Genomic DNA, 20,555 nt, shown 5'->3' with positions numbered 1-20,555 from the left:
CCATGGGGAGCCGCCGGCTTCCCGGCGCCCGCTCTGCGCAGCCTGCGCCCTACGTCTGGATTCGGCCTGGATCCGCGCACCGGCATGTGGGTCATACGTTAAATTTCAGTTAAAGAGGTTTGAATGCCAGTCGACGTCGACAGGAATCCCGGCAAAATCGACAATCGCCCGCTTGCGGGTATTCGTGTGCTTGACATGACTCGGGTGTTCTCGGGTCCATGGGGGACACAGATTCTTGGCGACCTTGGGGCGGACGTCATCAAGATCGAGCAGCCCGGGCGAGGTGACGACCAACGGCGCCTGGGTCCGCCTTTCCTGATGGACGACCAGGGTGGCCTAACCAGCGAGTCCAGCTACTACCTCAGTGTCAATCGCAACAAGCGCTCGGTCGCCGTGGACATCGGCACGCCCGAGGGACAAAGGACCATCCAGCAGCTTGCGGCGGCATGCGACGTCTTCGTCGAGAACTTCAAGGCGGGCAATCTCGCCAAGTACGGCCTCGACTATTCCAGCATAGCGGCGATCAACCCGCGTATCGTCTACTGCTCGATCAGCGGCTTCGGGCAGACCGGACCTCGCCGTCATCAGATGGGCTATGACACTGTCATGCAAGCCATGTGCGGCCTCATGAGCGTCACGGGCTTGCCCGACGGCGAACCCGGTGGCGGCCCTCTGAAGGTCGGGTTGGTGATGTCCGACATGATGGCCGGCACCTACGCCGCCATGGCGATCCTGGCTGCGCTCTATGCAAGGGATACCCGCAACTCGGAAGGCCAGTACATCGACATCTCGATGTTCGACGCGCAATTGGCGGCCATGTCGCATCAAGCCAGCCACTACCTCGTGTCGGGCGAGGTGCCGGCGCGGTTCGGCAACGGCGCGCCTTCGGTATCGCCTTCCAATGCGTTCTCCTGCTCGGACGGCGAGATCATTATCGTCGCGGGAAACGACATGCAGTTCCGCCGCCTATGCGAGGTACTCTGCCTCGCGCAGTTGGCCGACGACGATCGCTACCGGACCAACAGCGCCAGGGTCACCAATCGCGCGACGCTCCAGCAGGCGCTCGAGACGCGCCTGCGCATGCATACGAAAGCCCATTGGCTGGCGACGTTGGAGCGAGCGGGGCTGGTGGCTGGTCCCATCAAAACGCTGGCCGAGGCGCTGGCTGACCCCCAGGCGGGTGCGCGGGAAATCGTGCGATACGTCGAGCACGTCAGTGGCGGCACCGTGCCGCTGGTGGCTTCGCCGATGCGCATGTCCGCCACGCCACTGGATCGCTACACCGCGCCCCCGACATGCGGTCAGCATACGGAAGAGGTGCTGCGCGAACTCCTGGACCTGTCCAGGGATGAAACTCACATCGGCAGGAGACAAGCATGAAGGTCCGGATCTTTCTCGCAACGATTACTGCAACCATAATGCCGCTTGCCGCAGCGGCACAGAGTATACAGACCAGGATTATCGTGCCGTTCGCGGCCGGAGGTGCCACAGATACTGTCGCACGCAGCCTGGCGAGCAAGCTTTCCCAGACCTGGAACGAGACGGTGATGGTGGAGAACAGGCCGGGTGCGGCCGGCACCATCGGCGCACGGCATGTCGCAACCTCGCCCCCGGACGGTCGGACCTTGCTGATCGTGGCCAGCGGGCACGCCATCAATGAACTGGTGCACGAGAAACTGCCGTATCGAACCGTCGAGGATTTCACTCCCGTCGCGCAGGTCGTCGACGTGCCGAACGTGCTGCTGGCGCCCAAGAACAGCCCATACGCCAGCGTCATGGATGTGGTGGCGGCAGCGAAGGAGAACCCGAACCTGCTCTCCTATGGGACATCCGGCGTGGGAACGTCGGTGCACCTGTCGGGCGAGTTGCTCAAGTCGATGAGCGGCGTCAACATCGAGGCCATCTTCTTCAAGGGAGATGCCGAATCGCTCACCAATGTCGTGGGCGGACACGTGCCGCTCAGTATCAACACGGTGCCCGGCGCGAAGGAACAAATCGATGCAGGTAATGTGCGCGCTCTTGCCGTAACGGCGAAGACGCGAGTCCCGGTGATCGAGCACGTTCCCACGATCGACGAATCCGGGGTGCCGGGCTATGACGTCAGCACCTGGTTCGGCATTCTTGGCCCCAAGGACATGGACCCGGCTCTGGTCGAGCGGCTCAACGCCGATATTCGCGATGCCATGCATTCCCCCGAGATCGACAGGCAATTAAGCGAGAGAGGCATGATCATCCAGGTCGGTACACCTGCGGAGTTCGATCGGTTGATCCGCGATGAGATCGGCAAGTGGAAGCCGATCGTCGAGGAACTGGGCTTGCGCGGAAAGAGTTGATCCGGCGGATCCGGCGCCGCCCCAGCGGCTTGAGCGCTGGGGCGGTGCATGGCGGATGCGAAGGCGCCATGGCGTTCTGCGAGGCCCGTCTTTCAGAGCGCCAGTTCCCGGGCGATCAGTTCGCGCTGGATCTGGGACGTCCCGCCGCCGACAGTCGCGTTTCTCGCATCGCGCCAATGCCGTTGCATCGCGTGATCCGTCGTATAGGCATGCCCGCCGAGTATCTGCATGCCGGACGACGTGACCCGCTGGAGCATCTCGGATACGTACAGCTTCGCCATGCTGGCCTCCTTGCGGCAGGGCAGGCCGTTATCGTATCGCCAGGCTGCCATGTTGGTCAGCCATCTCCCGCACTCGACTTCCGTTGCCATGTCCGCAAGCATGTGCGAGACCGCCTGGAACTGCCCGATGGGGCGTCCGAACTGCCGTCTCTCCCGGGCATAGCGGGTGGCATCGTCCAGCGCGCTCGCGGCGCAGCCGAGGTAGTTCGCGGCGAGCGTGATGCGTTCTCTTTCGAGATGCCGGCCGATGTAGCCCCAGCCCCTGCCTGCTTCGCCGAGAAGAGAATCGGCCGGAACTCGCACGTCGTCGAAGAATATTTCGGACAAACCGAGCATGCGTCGTCCGATCACATCCAGACGCCGGATCGTGATGCCCTGCAGATCATTCGGCACGAGAAAGAGCGAGATGCCTTCGTGCTTTCTGTTGGTCGCCGCCGTTCTTGCTGCAAGAATGATGCGGTTGCCCGGGGCATCCGCGCCGCTGGAGAATACTTTCTGGCCGCTGATGATCCAGTCGCCGCCATGCCGGCGCGCCCGCGTGCTCAACGCTGCCGCGTCCGAACCCGAGCCCGGCTCGGTCAGGCTGAAGGACAGCTTGGCTTCGCCCTGCGCAACGGCCGGCAGGATCTCCCTCTTGGTGGCTTCTGATGCCACATCCGCCAGAATCGAGCAACCCCAGGCCTGCAAAGCAATGCGTGTCGCAAAGTCCACGCTCGGCCTGGCGACCTCTTCATAGAGGATGATGCAATCGGACATGGGGCTGCCCAGGCCCCCGTATTCGGCAGGTACGACCATGGAAATGAAGCCAGCCTCGACCATCGCCGCGTACACGTCTTCCGGATAGGTTCCTTCGCCATCCCACTGTCTGACCTTCTCGTTCGTGCACAGGGATTGCACGAGCTTCTGAACCGATGTGCGCAGGATGGCCTGCTCGACGCTCGGGGAAAAATCCATGGCATTGCCTCATGGTGGTTGGAGATTGCAGGCGGTTTCAATGCAAGAACTGCACCATTTCCCTCGCAGCGACGAGCCGGCTGCGAGGGCTGCCGGAAGGGAGGAAGGCCGGGCCCGTCGCCGCGCTGTCGCCGGTGTGTTCGGGGGGAAGGCAGCCGACTGTCTTCGCCGAAGACAACCCGCCGGAAAAGGCACTCCGAAACCGGGTCTTCGCGTCGCCGTCGCGCTGTGCCGCAGTGTGGCACGATGGCCTGGAAAGATCTGGCCCGCTCTTTGCATAGTGATGCCGACGTTGCAAGCGGGCGATGCGCAGCCGGTGTTGGATTTCGCGACGCTGCTGCCCGGGCCCTATGCCAAACTGCCGGTCGCCGCGTTCGGTGACCAATGGAGACACGGATGAAGTTCCAGGAAATCACCTATGAAGAAAGCGGCCCCATCGGGACCATCACCATGAACAGGCCGCACGACGGCAACATGTTCACGCCCACGATGTGCCATGAGATCCGGGACTGCATCAACGAGATCCGGCGCGAGACCCGGACCCGGGTCATCGTGCTCACCGGCGCCGGCGACAAGTTCTTCTGCATCGGCGGGCGCAAGGAGGGCATGGAAGACACGCTGATGTACGCCGGCGTGCTGCCCACGCTGGAGATGTACGAGGCCATCGACAAGCTGCAGAAGCCGGTGATCGCCATGGTCAACGGCTACGCGGTGGGCGGCGGCAACGTGCTGCACGTGGTGTGCGACATCACGGTAGCCAAAGAGAGCGCGGTGTTCCGCCAGGTCGGCCCGATGATGGGCAGCTTCGACGGCGGCTACGGCACCTGGTATCTCGAGGACCTCATCGGCAAGAAGCGCGCGAAGGAGATGTGGTATCGCAACCCTCGGTTGAGCGCGCGCGAGGCGCTGGAGTGGGGGCTCGTCAATCACGTGGTGCCCGATGCGCAACTGCAGGAGTTCACCAGCAAGATCGCCCTGGAGATCGCCGACCGGGGCTCGTTCGCCCTGGCGTCTATCAAGGCCTCGTTCAATGCGCGGCACGGCGGTGTCTCCGGCCTATCGCGCATGGCCCACGACCTGCTGCTGCGCAACTACCTGGGCACTAAGGAGCACGAGGAGCTGGCCGAGTCCTTCGCGCAGCGCCGCCAGCCCGACAGCACGCAGTTCGGTCACTGAGCCGTAGGGAAGGGGCACCACGCAGGAGAATGAAGCAATGAACGTTTCGATCGTAGGCGCGGGCAGCATCGGCGTCGCTTTCGCCGTGGTTTTCAGCCGTTCGGGCTGCCGGGTCGCCCTGTGCGATCCCGACGCGGGCCGGCGCGAGGCCGCGGGCGACGAGCTTTGGCAGTGCCTGGAGGGGCTGCAGGCTTTCCAGCTTCTGGACGAGGAGCCGGCGGCGGTGGCGGCGCGCGTCGGCATCACGGGCTCCCTGGAGGGCGCGGTGCGGGACGCGGAACTCGTGCAGGAGTGCGCGCCCGAAAGGCTCGATCTCAAGCAGGAACTCTTCCAGCGTCTGGCGCAGGCCGCGCCGGCCGGGGCCATACTGGCCAGTTCGAGTTCCGCGCTGCCGGTCTCGCAGTACGCGCCGCAGGGCGACGCCCGCCGGCGTTGCCTGGTGGCGCATCCGGGCAATCCGCCCTATCTGATCCCCGTCATCGAGCTGGTGCCGGCGCCTTTCACCAGCCCCGACGTGCTCCAGCGCGCCGCCGTGCTGTACCGCGCCTGCGGTCTCGCACCCGTGCACGTGCGCAAGGAGGTGGAAGGCTTCGTCTTCAACCGCCTGCAGGGCGCCGTGCTGCGCGAGGCCTACTGCCTGGTGCGCGACCAGGTGGCGGACGTGGAGGACATCGATACCGTCATGCGCAGCGGCCTGGGCCTGCGCTGGAGCTTCATGGGCCCGTTCGAGACCGTAGATCTCAATACGCGCGGGGGCATCGTTTCGCACGCCGCCAAGATGGGGCCCGCCTATGCCCGCATGGGCGCCGAGCGCGGGCAGAACGATCCCTGGACCCCCGAACTGGTGGCGGCCGTCGAGGCGCAGCGTCGCGCGCAACTGCCCCTGGAGCAATGGGGCGAGCGTGTTCGCTGGCGGGACGAGATGCTGATGGGCCTGCGGCGCCTGCGCAAGGCAGAACCCGACGCGACAGCCTGATGCTGCGGGCGGGCGGCACATCGTGTCGCCCGCACCGCTGCCTCTTACTCGATCTTCACGCCGGTTTCCTCGCCCATGGTTGCCCAGCGGGGAATCTCACTGCTGATGAATCGGGCGAACTCCTCTGGCGAGTTGATGCCGAGGGTGCCCCCGATACTGCCTATGGCCTTGACGACCTCCTCCGAAGCAAGGCTGGCCACAGCAGCGTCGTGGAGTCTGCGCGACACCTCGGCCGGCATGCCCCGCAGGGCCGGCCAGACCGAACCAGGATTGAACGTCGAAGTTGTCCAGGCCGACTTCCGCGAGAGCGGGCGTGTCGGGAAGGATGGGGCTGCGGTTGCCGGATGTGATGGCAAGTACGCGCAACGAACCATTCTGCAGGTGTGGACCGATCGAGGTGTACGTAGTGATGCCGAAGGGCACGTGGCCGCCCAATATATCGGCGATAGCCGGCGCCTCTCCCTTGTAGCCGATGGGCCTGACCTGCAGGCCGGCCATGCTGGCGAAGCGCGCACCGGCAATATGCTGGGAAGTTCCCACGCCGCCGTGGCCATAGCTGTACTTGCCTGGGTCGGCCTTCAGGATGCCGATCAGCTCCTGTATGTTGCCTGCGCCGAGCGAGGGGTTTGCGATCACCAAGTTCGGCACGCTGTAGAGCAGCGTGATGGGCGTGAAGTCCTGCTCGGGATCGTAGGGAAGGTCCGGGTACAGCACCTTGTTCGTAGCCATGGGGCCGTTGGAAACGATGCCGATGGTATAGCCGTCCGGCGCAGCCCGGGCGATCGCGACGGTGCCGATGTTCCTGTCGGCACCGCCGCGGTTCTCCGCGACGATGGGCTGCCCCAGTAGCTCGGACATCTTGCGAGCGGCGATGCGGGAATTGACGTCGGTCACTCCGCCAGCGGCGTACGGGACAATCAAGCGTATGGGTTTGTCGGGGTAGTCCTGGGCCGTTGCATTGAAGCAGAAGGCCGCCATGAGGCCGACCGCCAGCGAGGTGCGGTATGTTCTTCTCACGATTGTCTCCAAGGCATCTCTATCGCTCTGACGGCGACTGTGCTATTGGCCCGCTGCGTCCGGGTTCGTTGTCAGGCGGCGACGTACTTGAGCCAGCGGCCGCCGTCGACTACCAGGTTGTCGCCCGTGACGTAGCACGCCATGTCGGAAGCCAGGTAGACAGCCGCGTGGGCGATGTCGGCCTTCGTGCCGAAGCGGTTCAGGGCTGTCTTGCGGCGTTCGAGTTCGTCCCGACCCGTATCGATGTACATGCGCTGAACGCCTTCCGTGTCGCCGATGGGGCCGGGGGAAATGGTGTTTACGCGGATGTTGTCGTCACCCCATTCGACTGCCAGGGTGCGGGAGAGAGACAGGATGCCCGCCTTCGCCGCAGCAGCATGAGCGGCGCCGGGCCAGCCCGTCACGCCAAGCATCGTGATAATGCTGATGATGTTTCCGCCGTGTTCGGAGCGCTTGAGATGCTCGTAGGCGGCCAGGCAGCCATGAAATGTGCCGTTCAGATCGATATCGATGACGGTCTTCCAGCCGTTGGGCGTCAGCCCGGCAGTGGGGCAATGGAAGTTGCCCGCGGCATTGTTGACTAGAATGTCCAGGGCGCCGAAGCGCGCGACAGTCTGTTCGATCGCATGCTTGACCTGGTCGAAGTCACGGACGTCGGTGACGAAGGCGGCCGCGTCGATGCCTTGCGCCCGGAGCTTCTGCAGGGCGTTGTCCAGGCGTTCCCGATTGCGTCCGACGATGGCGACTTTGGCACCGAATCGCCCATACATGCTTGCGATTTCATATCCGATGTCGCCGGCGCCGCCGGTGATGAATGCGACGTGATTCTTGAGAGTTTCCGTGGAAAACAAAGAGGCCTCCAGTAAGGTTGCGAACAAATGTTCCGCCCGCTGCGATGGAGTACCTGCGGGGGCCGGACATGAGGGGTCTAAAGCAACATGGATGCCAATTTGGCGGATGGGTCGCCGTCACTGTGCCGCATGCGACGATTGCTGCGGAGCAGTGGGAGCCTTGCCTTGTTTTGTGTTCTGTGAGGACAGCGAATTGACTTCCCGGTGGACAGTGCTGGGGCAAGGCTGGCGCCGTGCAGGCCAGCTAGTCGGACCGTTCCCCTGAGCGTCTAGTGACCTGGCGCAACGCCATGTTCCAGGAGATCTGCGGGCCGGCGCGCCTAGCACGCCAGGGGAAGCCCGCCTGTGCCACCTTGAGCCTCGCGCATCGTCAAGGACGCGACATCGCCCCAGGCACAGGGCTCAGCCGAACTCAGCGTCGTCGGACGAGCTGACAGTCGCAAAGCGCGGCAGGATCTGCATGGAATGCTCGTGCTCCTCGGCGGACGCCGCCGCGCAGCAGTCCTCCAGCACGACGCACTGGTAGTCTCGATCGTGGCCTTCGCGGGCCGTGGCGTGCACGACGGCGCTGGTCGATACGCCGCCGAAGACGATACGCTCGATCCGGTGAGCCCGCAGGATGGGTTCGAGGTTCGTGCCGTAGAACGGGCTCACGCGGTGCTTGATGATGTCGAAATCCCCAGGCTGCGGCGCGATGTCGGGGTGCACTTCCGTCCCCCAGGTGCCGAGCTTGAAAAGCCCGTGTTCGCGCGCCCGCGAAAAGATGGGCGAGGCCGCCGGGCACTCGCCATAGTCCGGCGAGAAGCCCACCCGGACATAGCCGATCAGGGCGCCCGCTTGGCGGGCGCGGGCAATCGCACGCTGCATGTTCTCGATGACGCGCCGGGTGCGGACCTGTTCGCCCATGCCCTGGCTGCCGTTGGGGCCGTCGGCATGCACGAGGTCGTTGATCAGGTCGAGCACCAGCAATAGCGATTTCGTGGTCAAGTCGGTCTCCTCGGGCAAAGTGTTGTTCCGGCTGTGCGGCGATGCGCGCATCAGATCGTCATGGCGGCCGCGTGACCCTCGCGGGTGGCGTCCATGACGGTGCACGCGACCTTGGCGTCGCCGACGCGCACCACCTGCACGCCGGCTTGCCGCAACGGCTCGTAGAGTTCGAGGGCAGGGGACCTGGGGGTGGCGTACGTCAGGACGGCGACGTCGCAGATGCGGCCCCCGGGGCCGCCGTAGACGTGGCGGTACTCGAGCGCGCCATCGTCCTCGAACGCCTGGGTCCAGTACGGCTCGGTCATGGGCAGCAGCTCGATTCCCAGGGCATGAAAACGGCGCAGAATGGTCTGTCGACTTACCAGCGGGACGTCCTGTGCGAAGCTGTCGCGCGGCGTCAGCAGGACGACGCGCTCGAAGCGCGCATGCAGCAGCTCCGCGCCTGCGTAGACACCCTGGCCATGATCCAGGTCGAGAAGGACGGCCGTGCCGCGTTCGCGCGGACGGGGGCGCAGCAGCTCTACTGCCAGCGTGCGCAGGTCGGGCACCAGGCCTTGCTCGCGCAGCGTTGCCGGCAGGCTGTCCGGCCAGACCATGTCGGCTCCCGTGGCGAGCACGACGGTATCGGGCTCCAGACGAAGGACGTCCTGCACCCGGGCCGTGTGTCCGAGCCGCAGCTCCACGCCGGCGCGAACGGCGGCGTCGACCTGAAAGTCATAGATGCTGCTCAGTGATTCGCTGGACGGCAACTGTGCTTGCAGACGCGTCTTGCCGCCGGGTTCCTGCGACGCGCCGATCAGGATCACATCGTGTCCGCGCTGCGCGGCCGCACCGGCGGCCTCGAGACCGGCGATGCCGGCGCCCACCACCACGACCCTGCGGCGGCTGGCGGCACGTGGCAGCGGCACGCCGATTTCATAGGGTGTGGCCACGCGCGGATTGTTGTCGCACTGGATAGGGCGATGGCCGACGATGGTGTTCCAGCAGTTGTTCGCGTTGACGCAGTACCGGATCCGGCGTGCCAGGCCCGCTTCGGCCTTGAGCGGCCAGGCCGGGTCTGTGACCAGCGGTCGGCCCAGGCCGATGAGGTCGGCATCGCCATGAGCGAGGATGCCCTCGGCCTCGGCCGGATCGGTGATGCGCCCCAGCGCCATGAGCGGAACGTCGGCAAGCTCCGCACGCAGCGCCTGCACCAAGGGAAGGTACGGAACCCGCGGATAGGCGTCGTTGGGAACGTGCATCTCCAGGCTGCGGTGGTGTGAACCCTGCGCCAGGCAGACGTAGCTGACCTGCCCGTTGCGGGTGAGATGTCCGGCGATGCGTCTGGAAAGGGCGGGGTCGACCCCGCCGGGAACGCCGTCGTCGCCGGGCAGCTTCAACCCAAGGATGAAGCCGTCGCCGCAGTGGTGCCGGATGGCCGCAACCAGTTCGTCGACGATCCGCAGGCGGTTCTCGAACGTGCCGCCATATTCGTCGTCGCGGCGGTTGGACCACGGCGACATGAATTGGTGGAACAGGTGTCCGTGTCCTGCCGATATTTCCACGCCGCTGAAGCCGCATTCCTTGAGCCGCGCGGCGGTCTCGGCGAATGACTGCACCAGCTTGCGCACTTCCTGAACGGACAGTGGATGTGGCATCGTCCAGCTCAGGTCGTCCGGCAGGCCGCTGGCCCCGATCGCTTCGTAATTGCGGCCGGGGACGTGGCGGCCACGCCCGGGATCCTGCAACTGGCCCAGCAGCCGGCAGTCTTCGCTCTCGACGGCATCCGCCCAGCGGGCCAGCCCCGCCCTGTGACGGTCCTCGTAGGCGCCCACGCGCAGCGGCCCCGTCTGGTGCGGCGCGGCTCCCAGGGGGTCGGTGACGAGCATGGCCGCCCCGCCCTTGGCACGATTCGCGTAGTAGAGCAGCAGCCGGTCCGTCACGGCAGAGTGCTCGGCCAGCGCCGTCGAGATCGAGGCATGCACGATGCGGTTGCGCAGCCTTCGGCCCGACAGCTCGAAGGGCGCGAACATGTGCGGATAGTGCGGATTTTCGGATGCCATCATTCGCCCTTGATGCCGGCTTGGCGGATGGTCGTCTCCCAGCCTTGGGATTCGGCCGCGTAGGATTGCGCGAAAGCCTGCGGCGTCCCGCCTTCCGGGGATGCCTTCATGTCGAGCAGACGCTGGCGCAACGCGCCGTCGCGCAGAGCCTCGTTGACCGCGGCGTTGATGCGCTCCACCGCTTCGGCAGGCATGCCGGCTGGGCCCATCAGGCCCCACCACACCGACACCTGCATGGGATAGCCGGCTTCGGCGAGCGTCGGCACATCCTGCAGCACCGGCGAGCGCTCGGTGCTGGCGATACCCAGTGCCCGCAGTCTGTCGTTCTCTATCTGGGGTACGGCGTTGAGCAGGTTGGTGAACACCATGGTCAGGCGCCCGGCCATGAGATCCGTCATCGCCGCGGCGCCGCCCTTGTAGGGAATGGCCTGCATGCGTATGTCTGCCTGGGACAGGAACATTTCGCTGGCCAGATGCTCCGTGGTGGTTCCCGTGCCGCCGTGGCCGTATTGCATGGCGTCGGGCTTGGCGCGGGCGAGGCGGACCAGATCCGCCACCGAGACGGCGGGAGACTCGTTGGCGACGAGAAGTACGCCCGGTGCGCTGCCGATCTTCACGATCGGTGCAAGATCGCGCAACGGGTCGTACTGCAGGTTGTCGTACAGGAAGGGCGCTGCCGCGTTGGCAGGGCCGGCCATGAGCAGGGTATGGCCGTCGGCGGCGGCGCGGGCGACCGCCGCGCCGGCGACATTGCCGCCCGCGCCGGGGCGATTCTCGATGATCACGGGCTGTCCGAGCGTACCGGTGATGCTCTGGGCGGTGGCGCGGGCGACCAGGTCCACCGCGCCGCCCGCCGCGTACGGCACCACGATCGTCACTGGGCCGGCGGGATATGCCGCGTGTGCCAGCGGTGTAGCGATGACTAGACAGGCCTGCAGGGCTGCTGTGGTACATCGACCCTTCATGGTGCTCTCCTCGGAGGTGGGACGTCGAGCGGAAATTCAGGCCGGCTGCAGCCGGCCCGTCTTGACGAAGAAGTCGCGCTCGCGGCTTGCACGTCGTTCGAACTCTTCGGCCAGCCTGCCGGGTTCGTTGAGCGTGGCGTCGGGAGTCGCTCCCAGCCGTACATACTCCTGGGCGAGTTCCGGCGTGGCGATGGCCTGGCGCAGCGCCTCGCCCAGCCATTGCAGACGAGCCTGGGGTGTCTTTGCGGGCGCCCCCACGAACCGGAAGGCGTCCCACAGCACGTCGTCCTGCCCCAGGACTTCATTGAATGTCGGTACATCGGGCAGGGCGGGGATGCGCTGTGCGCTGGTGACCGCCAGCACGCGGACCTCGCCCGCGTCTAGCTGGCTGCGATACTCGCCCAGATAGCCGTACGACACGTCGATGTGACCGCCCAGCAGGTCGGTCAGCGCCTGCCGTCCACCCTGGTAGGCGACGGGCAGGAACTCGACCGCGCTGTATCGGGCCACCTGGTCCAGCGTGAAGGCGGTCGAGGTGGCGGTCGACGCGGCGACCTTGATGCCGCCGGGATTCTTCCTGGCCGCTTCGACGACGTCCGTCAGGCCGGCCTGGGCAAACGGCCCTTTGCTGGAGACGATCCAGGTGACCGGGTCGTAGTTGAGGAAGGCGATGGGTACGATGTCGCGATAGCTCCAGCGGCCTTCGGAACGGAAGAAGCTGTCCTGCCAGAAGTTGCTCGCGAGGACGCCGAGCACATGGCCGTCCGGGGCCGCCTGGGTCGCCAGCCAGGTATGGCCGACCAGGCCGGCCGCCCCGGCCCTGTTCACGACCAGTACGGGGTTGCCCGCGGCCGGCTCGAGGTGTTTTGCCAGGATGCGCGCCGTGATGTCCATGCCGCCGCCGGCCGGATACGCCACGAGCAGCTCCAGCGGCCGGCCCGGAAAGCCCGGCAGCTTCGTCGCGGGTTGCGCCCAGGCGGGCGGCACGGCGAGCATGGCAGCGCCTGTGCCCAGGAATCGTCTTCTGCTCACGGGCATGGTGTCTCCTCCTTCCCCGTTCGATGACCGCGTCCGTGTGTCGGATGCTGTGTCGTTGTCTTCCCGGTGCGGCGGCTCCTCCGCCTAGGCCGCGGGCCGGGCCAGCTCGCTGTCGACGATCGCCAGGACGCGGCTCGCCGCCTGGCGAAGGTGCTGCCGCATTGCGGTCTCCGCCGCGTCGGCATCGCCTGCGGCGATCGCGGCGATCACGGCCTTGTGCTCGTCGCGCGAGTCGTCGCGGTAACTTGCGTCGACCGCGGAGCGGATGTGCAGGCGCGCCAGGGGGATCCGCATCTGCTCGAGCGACTCGGCCAACTGTGCGTTGTCCGAGAAGTCAACGATGAGCTGGTGCAGGGTCCGGTTCTGCCGGCTGAAAGCCGCAGCACCCTGGTCGTCGGCCTCGGCCGTCGCGGCGGCCGCAGCCAGGAACGGCTCGGCCAGCCCGTGCGCCGCCACGCGTTCGGCGGCCATGCGCGCCGCCAGTCCTTCCAGGGCCTCGCGCATGCGGAACAGATCGCAGAAATCCTTGCGGCTGAGCTTGCGCACGACCGCTCCCCGGTTCGGTACCAGGTCGACGATGCCTTCAGCGCCGAGCCGGCGCAGGGCTTCGCGTACCGAGCCCCTGCTCGCCTGCAGCTCGCGCATGAGATCGGCTTCGATCAGGCGCTGGCCGGGAGCGTAGCGGCCATCCACGATGGCCTCGCGGATGCGGTCTATGAGCTCGTGTGCGAGCGTGCCGGGACGGTTGGGGCGGGAGATCTGCGGCATGCGAGTTTCGTTTGCAAAACTATTAACAGTTTTGTTGGACAAATCATGATGACGCGGTACGAGGCCGTCGTCCATAGGGAAAACCCGTCACCTTGCGTGCCGGCCGGTGCGCCCAAAGGACTGGCCATCCGCAACAGGCGCCTGCTGCCAGCGGCGTTGCGCCGGTGGCGCGCCACCACCGGCGCAGTCATCAGGAAGCAACTGCGCGCCCACCCGTGCGGGGTATGCTCGCATCCCCTGGAACGAAAAACGAGAAGCCCCATGCGGGCCGCACGCAGATGAACGAACCCGCACAGGCTCGACGACGCAGGTCGACGGTATGGCCGCGCCGCATTCTCTGGCTCCTGCTGCTCTGGATGTGCGTGGAGGTACTGGTGTATTGCTCGGTGCCTGTCCGGACCCCCATGACGATGCAAGTCGGCGCGGGCACGATTGCGCTGGACCGCACACCGCGCCACTTCTTCCTTGCGGAGTACGACAGGACGCTGGTCGTGTTTCGCGATGGCAAGAAGATAAAAAGCACGCCGATGGGCGTGGACACCGGGGGCGCCGGCCACATGAATGTCTATCAGATGGACAGCGACACCTTGCTGACGGTGGACCGCTTCGGCATGTATTCCGTGCGTTTGTCGGATGGGACGGTCCGGCTCATCGGAAATGCCGACAGCTTTCGCCCGCAGGGTGTCTTCATGGGTGGTTTCGACACGGTACGAGAGGAGAGCGGACGCCGGGTATACCGGTTTCTTCCCGCGGCCGAACGCGAGGAGATCCCGGTCGAGCCGGCCGGGCTAGGGTGAGCGCGAGTCTTCGCAGCGGGGGACGACGGTTAGCGGGGGGCCCGCACCGCCTGCAGCGTCTCGCTGGGCACCACCGCCGGAATCGCATCCCCGCCCAGCGCCTGATACAGCGCCACCTGGTTGATGTATTGGCTGTAGCGGTTCTGGCTGACCGCGATTTCCGCCTGGCGCCGCCGTTCCTGGGCGTCCAGCCAGGTGCGCAGCGGTACCGCGCCGGCCCGGTACTGGGCTTCGTACAGGGTTTCGGCGCGCTGCGCGGAGGCGAGCGATTGCTGCAGGTAGCGGGTCTGATCGGCGAGCGCGCCGCGCGCCGACAGGGTGTTCTCGACGTCGCCCATGGCCTGATACAGCATCTGCCGGAAATTCACCACCGCCTCTTCGTATTCGTTGCGCGAGACGGCGTTGTTCAACTGCATCTGGTTCCAGTTCAGGAAGGGCAGGACGAGGCCGGCGCCCAGGGCGGCCACGGGGTTCTGCAGCACGCTGGAGAGCGCGGAACTCACGGTGCCTAGCGAGCCGGTGAGCGAGAGCGTGGGGTAGTAGCTCGCGCGCACCGCGTCGGCGTTGGCCAGCGTGCCGCGCAGGCGCATTTCGGCTGCGCGCACGTCGGGCCGGCGGCCGAGGAGTTCGGCGGGGACGCCGGCGCGCACCTCGGGCGGGTTGGCGCCCGGCAGGCTGGCGGGCACGGGTACGTCCTGCGAGGGCGGGCCGTCGAGCAGGATGGCCAGCGCGTTGAGGGTTTCGACGCGCTGCTGGATGAGCTGGGTCAGGGCGGCCTGCTGGTTGGCCAGCGTGCTCTCGGACTCGGCGACTTCCAGGCCGGACACCGCGCCCGCGGCGTACTGTCCGCGCACGAGATCCTGCGTGCGCTGCGCATAGTCGATGCTCTGGCGCGCCACGGTGATGCGCTCGTTGAGCAGCGCGGCCTGCCAGTACAGGTTCATGGTGGTGCCGACCAGGGCCAGCGCGGTGGCCTGGCGGTCTTCCTCGGTGGCCACCGCGTTCCAGGCGGCGGCGTCGCGCAGGCTGCCCAGGCGTCCCCAGAGGTCGGCTTCCCAGCTCACGCCGGCCGATACGCCGTACGATTCCGAGCGCTCGCTGCTCTCGCCCAGGTTGCGGCGCGCGCTGGCGTCCGCGCCGGCACTGAAGCTCGGGCGCATGTTGCTCTGGGCGAGCCCGGCCTGCAACTGGGCGCGACGCACGCGCAGGGTCGCGGCGGCCAGGTCGTTGTTCACGCGCAGCACTTCGTCGACCAGGGCGTTCAGGCCCGCGTCGCCGAAGCTGCGCCACCAGGGGTCCTGGCTGGCATCCTCGACGCCGTAGGCGCGCGCGGCCGCGGCCTGCCATTGCGCGGGCAGCTCGGCTGCCGGCGTGGTGTAGGTGGTGTGCATCAGCGAGCCGCAGCCGGCCAGCACGAGCGCCGCGGCGAGCGGGCTGACGAGCCGAAGGAAGCGGGCGGTGGCGATAGGCGTCATGCGGAATTCTCGGGAGCGGGCCTGCGCGCGCAGGCCGGGCGGCAAGGTGGGCGCCGGCCTGGCGGTCGGCGCGGGAGCCGGGCACGCCGGCCCGGCCAGGACGCGGCGGCGGGTTGCGGTGTGCGCCATGCGGTCAGTCCCGGGCAAGTGCGTCGACCGGGTCCAGGCGCGCCGCGTTGCGCGCCGGCAGGAAGCCGAAGACCACGCCGATCAGCGTCGAGCAGGCGAAGGCGAGCACCATCGAGGAGGTCGAGTACACCATGGAGAAGCCGTCCGGGCCGCTCAGGCGGGTGATCAGCTCGCCCAGGCCGAGCGCGACCAGGATGCCGAGCACGCCGCCGAGCAGGCAGACCAGGACGGCCTCGATCAGGAACTGGGTCATGATGTCGCTCTGGCGCGCGCCCACCGCCATGCGCACGCCGATCTCGCGCGTGCGCTCGGTGACCGACACCAGCATGATGTTCATCACGCCGATGCCGCCGACCACCAGTGAGATCAGGGCGATGGCCGAGATCAGCAGCGTCATGGTGGCGGTGGTGCTCTCGATGGTCTGGCGCACCGAGTCGGTGTTGATGATGAAGAAATCCTGCGTGCCGTGGCGCCGCGTGAGCAGCTCGGTGACGTTGGCCTCGGCCATGGCGCTGGGCACCGCATCGTCCACGCGCACGGTGATGCTGCGCAGATGCGCCTGGCCGAGGATGCGGTACATCACCGTGGTGTAGGGCAGCCAGACGTTCAGCGCGTCGCTGTTGCCGAAGGCGCTCTGTACCGGCTCGGTCACGCCGATGACGCGGGCCGGGAAGGTGCCGAGGAAGATCACCTGGCCGACCGGGTCGATGCCCGGGGCGAAGAGCGTGTCGCGGGTGTTCGGGTCGATCACCACGTCCTGCGCCTGGCGGCGCACCGCGGCCTCGTCGAAGGCCTGGCCGTCGGCGATGGTGTAGCCGCGCACGCGGAAGAATGCCGCGCCCACGCCGTTGATGTTGCCGTTGGCCGAGACGTTGCGATAGCGCAGGCTGGCGTTGCTGCTGACGTTGGGCGTGACGCTGTCGACGTAGGACTGCTGCGCGAGCGCGTCGGCGTCTCCCGGGATCAGTGTCTGCACGCGGGCCGAGCGCTCGTCGCCGAAGCCGCGCCCGGACATGATGTCCAGCGTGTTCGTGCCCATCGCGCTGATGCGCTGCAGGATCTGCTCGCTGGAGCCGGTGCCCAGCGCCACCACCGACACGACGGAGGCGATGCCGATGATGATGCCGAGCATGGTGAGAAAGGTGCGCAGCCGGTGCGCGGCCATCGCGATCAGCGCCATGCGAAAGGCCTCGCCCACGCGGCCCAGGCCGGCCGAGAAGGCGTTGCCGCGCTTCATGCCGGTTTCGCGCCGGCGCGTGCGGGCGATCGGCGTCGCGTCGCTGCGCCGGTCGCCGATGATGCTGCCGTCGCTGATCTCGATGATGCGCTGCGCGTTCTCGGCCACCTTCATGTCGTGGGTGACGATGATGATGGTGTGGCCCTCGGCGTGCAGCTCCTTGAGGATGTTCATCACCTCGTGCCCGCTCTGCGTGTCGAGCGCGCCGGTGGGTTCGTCGGCGAGGATCACCTCGCCGCCGTTCATGAGGGCGCGCGCGATGCTCACGCGCTGCTGCTGGCCGCCGGAGAGCTGGCCGGGCCGGTAGTCCACGCGCTCGGCCAGGCCCAGGCGGGTGAGCAACTGCTGGGCGCGTTCGTCGCGCGCGTCGGCGTCGGTGCCGGCATAGATCGCCGGCACCTCGACGTTGCCGGTCGCAGTGAGGTCCGACAGCAGGTGGTAGCGCTGGAAGATGAAGCCGAAATGCTCGCGGCGCAGTTGCGCCAGTTCGTCGGGGGCGAGCCGGCCGGTCTCGCGCCCGGCGACCTTGTAGACGCCGGCGCTGGGGCGGTCCAGACAGCCCAGGACGTTCATGAGCGTGGACTTGCCCGAGCCCGACGCCCCGACGATGGCGACCATCTCGCCGGCCTCGATGGTGAGGTCGATGTCCTTCAGGACGGCGACGGTCTCCTCGCCCGCGGGAAACTCGCGGCGTACGCCGCGCAGTTCGAGTAGCGGCTGGGTCACGGTCACAGCCTCATGCGCGGCATGTTGCGTGGCTGGCCCGGGGCGCCTGCCGGACGCGTGGCGCTGCCCGCTCCGACGATCACGCGCTCGCCCGGCTCCACGCCGGAGAGCACCTGGGCCGTCACGTTGTTGTCGATGCCGATCTTCACCGGCCGGGTCTCGATCGTGCCGTCGGCGGCCATCACGCGCACCACGCGGCCGCGCCCGCCTTCGGCCGGCTGGCGGATCGCCGCCGAGGGCACCAGCACGGCATCCTTGGCGCTGTTGAGGACGATATGCACCTGCGCCGTCATCGAGATGCGCAGCACGCCGTCGGGGTTGTCGACGTCGAACACGCCGTTGTAGTAGATCGCCGAGCTGCTGCTGGAGCTCGACGAGGACGAGCCGCTGCCTGTGGTGCTGGCGTCGGCGATCGATTCGGGCGCCGGCTCGACCGAGCGCAGCCTGGCGTAGTAGCGCTTGTCCGGGTCGCCGAGGATGGTGAAGTACACCTCCTGGCCGGGCTTGACGCGCACCACGTCGCCTTCGGAGATCTGGGCCTTGACGGTGAGGGTGTCGAGCTTGGCCAGCTTCAGGATGGTGGGTGCGCTCTGGTTGGCGTTCAGCGTCTGCCCTTCCTGCGCGATCATGGCGACCACGGTGCCGTCCATGGGGGCGAGGATCTGCGTGTAGCCCAGGTTGACCTTGGCGGTGTCGACGGCGATGTCGGCCTGGGTGATCTCGGCGTCCAGCGCGGCGATCTGCGCGCGGATGGTGGCCAGCGAGGCTTCCGCGGCCTCGTAGTCCTGGCGCGAGGCGGCGTCGATGGAGAGCAACTGCTTCTGCCGCTTGAACGTGAGCTCGGCCTGCTTGAGCGCGGCCACCTGGGCCTGGCGCTGCGCGCGCTTGGTGGCGAGCGCGGCCTGCGTGTTGCGCACGCTGTTCTGCTGCGTCAGGGAGTCGATCTCCGCGAGCAGGTCGCCTTCCTTGACCACGTCGCCCAGCTCGACCTTGAGCGATCTCAACTGGCCGGACACCTGGGCGCCCACGCTCACCAGCCGGAGCGCCTCGATCGTGCCGGTGGCCAGCACCGAGTTCTCTATATCGCCGCGGGTGGCTTCGGCCGTGGCCGGCGCCGGCGGGGGGCTGGCCGGGAAGAAGAGGAGCTTGATGGCCACCGCCGCGGCGATCACGATCAGGATGGCGGCTACATAACGTAGGACCCGATTCTTCTTGGGCTTCATGCTCGGCTGGTCTGAAAACGAAGGAAAGGGGCGGCGGGAACAACCCCGCCGCCCCGTGGTGCTGGCACCGCAGCACTATAGCCGGGCTGCGGCAGAGCCGGCGCGAACTCGATCGTGCCTGCGCCGGCCTTGGCCATCACGCGCCGGGGGCGGGTGCGGCTGCGGGCGCCGGCGCACGCTGGCTCCGACCTTCGGCGCGCTGTTCGCGGCGCTGCTCCCAGCGCTCCTTGGCCTTTTCGCGGCGCTCGGCCAGCGTCTTCTGCTGCTCGGGCGTGAGCACGGCGTGGATCTGGCTCTCGGTCTTGGCGCGCAGCAGCGAGAGCTTGGCGAGCGCCGTGCCTTCGCGTTCGGCCGCGCTCTGGGCCTTGGCTTCGTCGAAGGCGCCGGCGCGCGTCAGTTCGCGCAGCTCGCGCTTGGCCGCCGCGACTTCCTTCATGGCGTTGCGCGCATCCGGCATGGCGGCGTGGCGGATCGAGAAAATCTGGTCGCGCTGTGCCTCGGTGAGGTTGACGCCGCGCAGCATTTGCGGGCCGGCGAAAGGCGCCGGGCCGTCGCCGCGGTGATGGCCGCGCGGGCCTTCGCCATGGCGTCCGGGCGCCGGCTTGCCATGGCGCGGGCCGTCCGGCCGTTCGGCGCTGGCCGCCGGCGTGCCCGCTTCGTTCAGGGTGGCGGTGGGCTGGGCGAACACCGGGGCGCTGACTGCGCCGACGACGCCGGCGACCAGGGCAAGGCGGGCAAGATGGTGACGAGTCTTCATGGGGCAACCTCCGTGGGTTTCTGTGCAAGCGGCCTGTCGTTTGGGCCGATATGGACAGATTACGTTCCGAACTTGCAGCGATTGGGGGGGAAATGCGAAGAAAGTGTGAAGACACGCCCGGCCGGGGCGCTCATAGGTCGAGCCGGTAGCCCACGCCGTAGATCGAGCGGATGGTGTCGCCTTCGCGCACGGCCTCGAGCTTGCGGCGCAGGTTCTTGACGTGGCTGTCGACCGTGCGGTCGGTGACGACGCGGTGATCGTCGTACAGGTGATCGAGCAACTGGTCGCGCGAGAAGATCTGGCCGGGCGCGCCGGCCAGGGTGCGCAGCAGCCGGAATTCCACCGGCGTGAGCTCCAGTTCGTGGCCGTCCAGCCAGGCGCGGTGCGCGCCGCCGTCGATCCGCAATGCCCCCGTCTGCGTGGCGTTGGCGGCGGGGGCATTGCCCGCGCGCCGAAGCACCGCCTTGATGCGTGCCACGACTTCACGCGGGCTGAACGGCTTGCAGATGTAGTCGTCGGCGCCCAGCTCCAGGCCGAGCAGGCGGTCGATTTCCTCGACCCGCGCGGTGAGCATGACGATGGGCAGCGTGCCTTGCTGGCGCAGCTCGCGGCAGATGTCCAGGCCGTCGCGGCCGGGCAGCATGAGGTCGAGCACGACCAGGTCCGGCTGGCGCTCGCGGATGGCCGGCACGGCGGCATTGCCGTCGCCGATGGTGAAGGTGTCGTAGCCCGCGGCCTTGAGATAGTCGGTCAGCAGGGCGGCGAGTTTGGGCTCGTCTTCGACGATGCAGATGGTCGGCATGGAGATTCCTCGAACGCGTGG

The 20,555-nt window shown here is 67.3% G+C and carries 18 protein-coding genes; 5 read left to right on the top strand and 13 right to left on the bottom strand.

What is annotated here, in order from left to right:
* The first annotated feature begins 123 nt into the window (after positions 1–123).
* Complete coding sequence (locus FOZ76_RS16040; protein WP_143949268.1) at positions 124–1,380, top strand: CaiB/BaiF CoA transferase family protein; 1,257 nt, start codon at positions 124–126, stop codon at positions 1,378–1,380.
* A complete protein-coding gene (locus FOZ76_RS16035) occupies positions 1,377–2,333 on the top strand; it encodes a Bug family tripartite tricarboxylate transporter substrate binding protein (RefSeq protein WP_143949267.1) in 957 nt (318 codons plus the stop codon). Before FOZ76_RS16040 ends, FOZ76_RS16035 begins: the two co-directional genes overlap by 4 nt.
* A 92-nt stretch (positions 2,334–2,425) precedes the next feature.
* Here the strand turns inward: FOZ76_RS16035 and FOZ76_RS16030 are convergent, their stop codons facing one another.
* On the bottom strand, positions 2,426–3,568 hold the full coding sequence (locus FOZ76_RS16030; RefSeq protein WP_143949266.1) for an acyl-CoA dehydrogenase family protein: 1,143 nt from the start codon (positions 3,566–3,568) through the stop codon (positions 2,426–2,428).
* 396 nt (positions 3,569–3,964) lie between these two features.
* Between FOZ76_RS16030 and FOZ76_RS16025 the strand changes: the two genes are divergently transcribed.
* Together FOZ76_RS16025 and FOZ76_RS16020 are read left to right on the top strand one after the other, a co-directional pair.
* The gene (locus FOZ76_RS16025; RefSeq protein WP_143949265.1) at positions 3,965–4,744 is read left to right on the top strand and encodes an enoyl-CoA hydratase-related protein; all 780 of its coding nucleotides are present in this window, start codon (positions 3,965–3,967) and stop codon (positions 4,742–4,744) included.
* 37 nt (positions 4,745–4,781) lie between these two features.
* On the top strand, positions 4,782–5,720 hold the full coding sequence (locus FOZ76_RS16020; protein WP_143949264.1) for a 3-hydroxyacyl-CoA dehydrogenase: 939 nt from the start codon (positions 4,782–4,784) through the stop codon (positions 5,718–5,720).
* 96 nt (positions 5,721–5,816) lie between these two features.
* Here FOZ76_RS16020 and FOZ76_RS16015 read toward each other — a convergent pair whose 3' ends face one another.
* The 7 genes from FOZ76_RS16015 to FOZ76_RS15985 all read right to left on the bottom strand — a co-directional run bounded on the left by FOZ76_RS16015 (position 5,817) and on the right by FOZ76_RS15985 (position 13,388).
* Complete coding sequence (locus tag FOZ76_RS16015) at positions 5,817–6,698, bottom strand: Bug family tripartite tricarboxylate transporter substrate binding protein (protein ID WP_143949263.1); 882 nt, start codon at positions 6,696–6,698, stop codon at positions 5,817–5,819.
* 110 nt (positions 6,699–6,808) lie between these two features.
* Positions 6,809–7,588 carry an SDR family oxidoreductase gene (locus FOZ76_RS16010; RefSeq protein WP_143949262.1) on the bottom strand — a complete coding sequence of 260 codons (780 nt, stop codon included), beginning with the start codon at positions 7,586–7,588 and terminating at the stop codon, positions 6,809–6,811.
* A 402-nt stretch (positions 7,589–7,990) separates the two neighbouring features.
* Positions 7,991–8,575, bottom strand: coding sequence for a cysteine hydrolase family protein (locus FOZ76_RS16005; protein WP_246129554.1), 585 nt, complete (start codon positions 8,573–8,575; stop codon positions 7,991–7,993).
* Positions 8,576–8,625: 50 nt separating this feature from the next.
* Positions 8,626–10,620: an oxidoreductase gene (locus FOZ76_RS16000; protein WP_143949260.1), complete on the bottom strand. Its 1,995-nt coding sequence runs from the start codon at positions 10,618–10,620 to the stop codon at positions 8,626–8,628.
* Positions 10,617–11,582 (bottom strand): Bug family tripartite tricarboxylate transporter substrate binding protein, encoded by a 966-nt coding sequence (locus FOZ76_RS15995; protein ID WP_143949259.1) that lies wholly within the window; start codon positions 11,580–11,582, stop codon positions 10,617–10,619. Before FOZ76_RS15995 ends, FOZ76_RS16000 begins: the two co-directional genes overlap by 4 nt.
* A 36-nt stretch (positions 11,583–11,618) precedes the next feature.
* A complete protein-coding gene (locus FOZ76_RS15990; protein WP_170235486.1) occupies positions 11,619–12,614 on the bottom strand; it encodes a tripartite tricarboxylate transporter substrate binding protein in 996 nt (331 codons plus the stop codon).
* Between the two features lie 90 nt (positions 12,615–12,704).
* The gene (locus FOZ76_RS15985) at positions 12,705–13,388 is read right to left on the bottom strand and encodes a GntR family transcriptional regulator (RefSeq protein WP_170235485.1); all 684 of its coding nucleotides are present in this window, start codon (positions 13,386–13,388) and stop codon (positions 12,705–12,707) included.
* Between the two features lie 404 nt (positions 13,389–13,792).
* On the opposite strand from FOZ76_RS15985, the gene FOZ76_RS15980 reads away from it, so the two are divergent.
* On the top strand, positions 13,793–14,185 hold the full coding sequence (locus tag FOZ76_RS15980) for a hypothetical protein (RefSeq protein WP_143949256.1): 393 nt from the start codon (positions 13,793–13,795) through the stop codon (positions 14,183–14,185).
* A 29-nt stretch (positions 14,186–14,214) separates the two neighbouring features.
* Here FOZ76_RS15980 and FOZ76_RS15975 read toward each other — a convergent pair whose 3' ends face one another.
* The 5 genes from FOZ76_RS15975 to FOZ76_RS15955 form a co-directional block, all read right to left on the bottom strand.
* Positions 14,215–15,660 carry an efflux transporter outer membrane subunit gene (locus FOZ76_RS15975; protein WP_143949255.1) on the bottom strand — a complete coding sequence of 482 codons (1,446 nt, stop codon included), beginning with the start codon at positions 15,658–15,660 and terminating at the stop codon, positions 14,215–14,217.
* A 133-nt stretch (positions 15,661–15,793) separates the two neighbouring features.
* Positions 15,794–17,752: a MacB family efflux pump subunit gene (locus tag FOZ76_RS15970; protein WP_143949254.1), complete on the bottom strand. Its 1,959-nt coding sequence runs from the start codon at positions 17,750–17,752 to the stop codon at positions 15,794–15,796.
* Between the two features lie 2 nt (positions 17,753–17,754).
* Positions 17,755–18,975 carry an efflux RND transporter periplasmic adaptor subunit gene (locus FOZ76_RS15965; RefSeq protein WP_143949253.1) on the bottom strand — a complete coding sequence of 407 codons (1,221 nt, stop codon included), beginning with the start codon at positions 18,973–18,975 and terminating at the stop codon, positions 17,755–17,757.
* Positions 18,976–19,111: 136 nt separating this feature from the next.
* Entirely contained in the window at positions 19,112–19,732 is a 621-nt protein-coding gene (locus FOZ76_RS15960) for a Spy/CpxP family protein refolding chaperone (protein ID WP_143949252.1), read from the bottom strand.
* 130 nt (positions 19,733–19,862) lie between these two features.
* On the bottom strand, positions 19,863–20,534 hold the full coding sequence (locus tag FOZ76_RS15955) for a response regulator (RefSeq protein WP_143949251.1): 672 nt from the start codon (positions 20,532–20,534) through the stop codon (positions 19,863–19,865).
* Between the last annotated feature and the right edge of the window lie 21 nt (positions 20,535–20,555).

It is taken from the genome of Verticiella sediminum (genome assembly GCF_007558815.1).
Taxonomy (GTDB): domain Bacteria; phylum Pseudomonadota; class Gammaproteobacteria; order Burkholderiales; family Burkholderiaceae_B; genus Verticiella; species Verticiella sediminum.
Note: the sequence above shows the minus strand (reverse complement) of the source record. Positions and strands in the feature narration are given on the sequence as shown.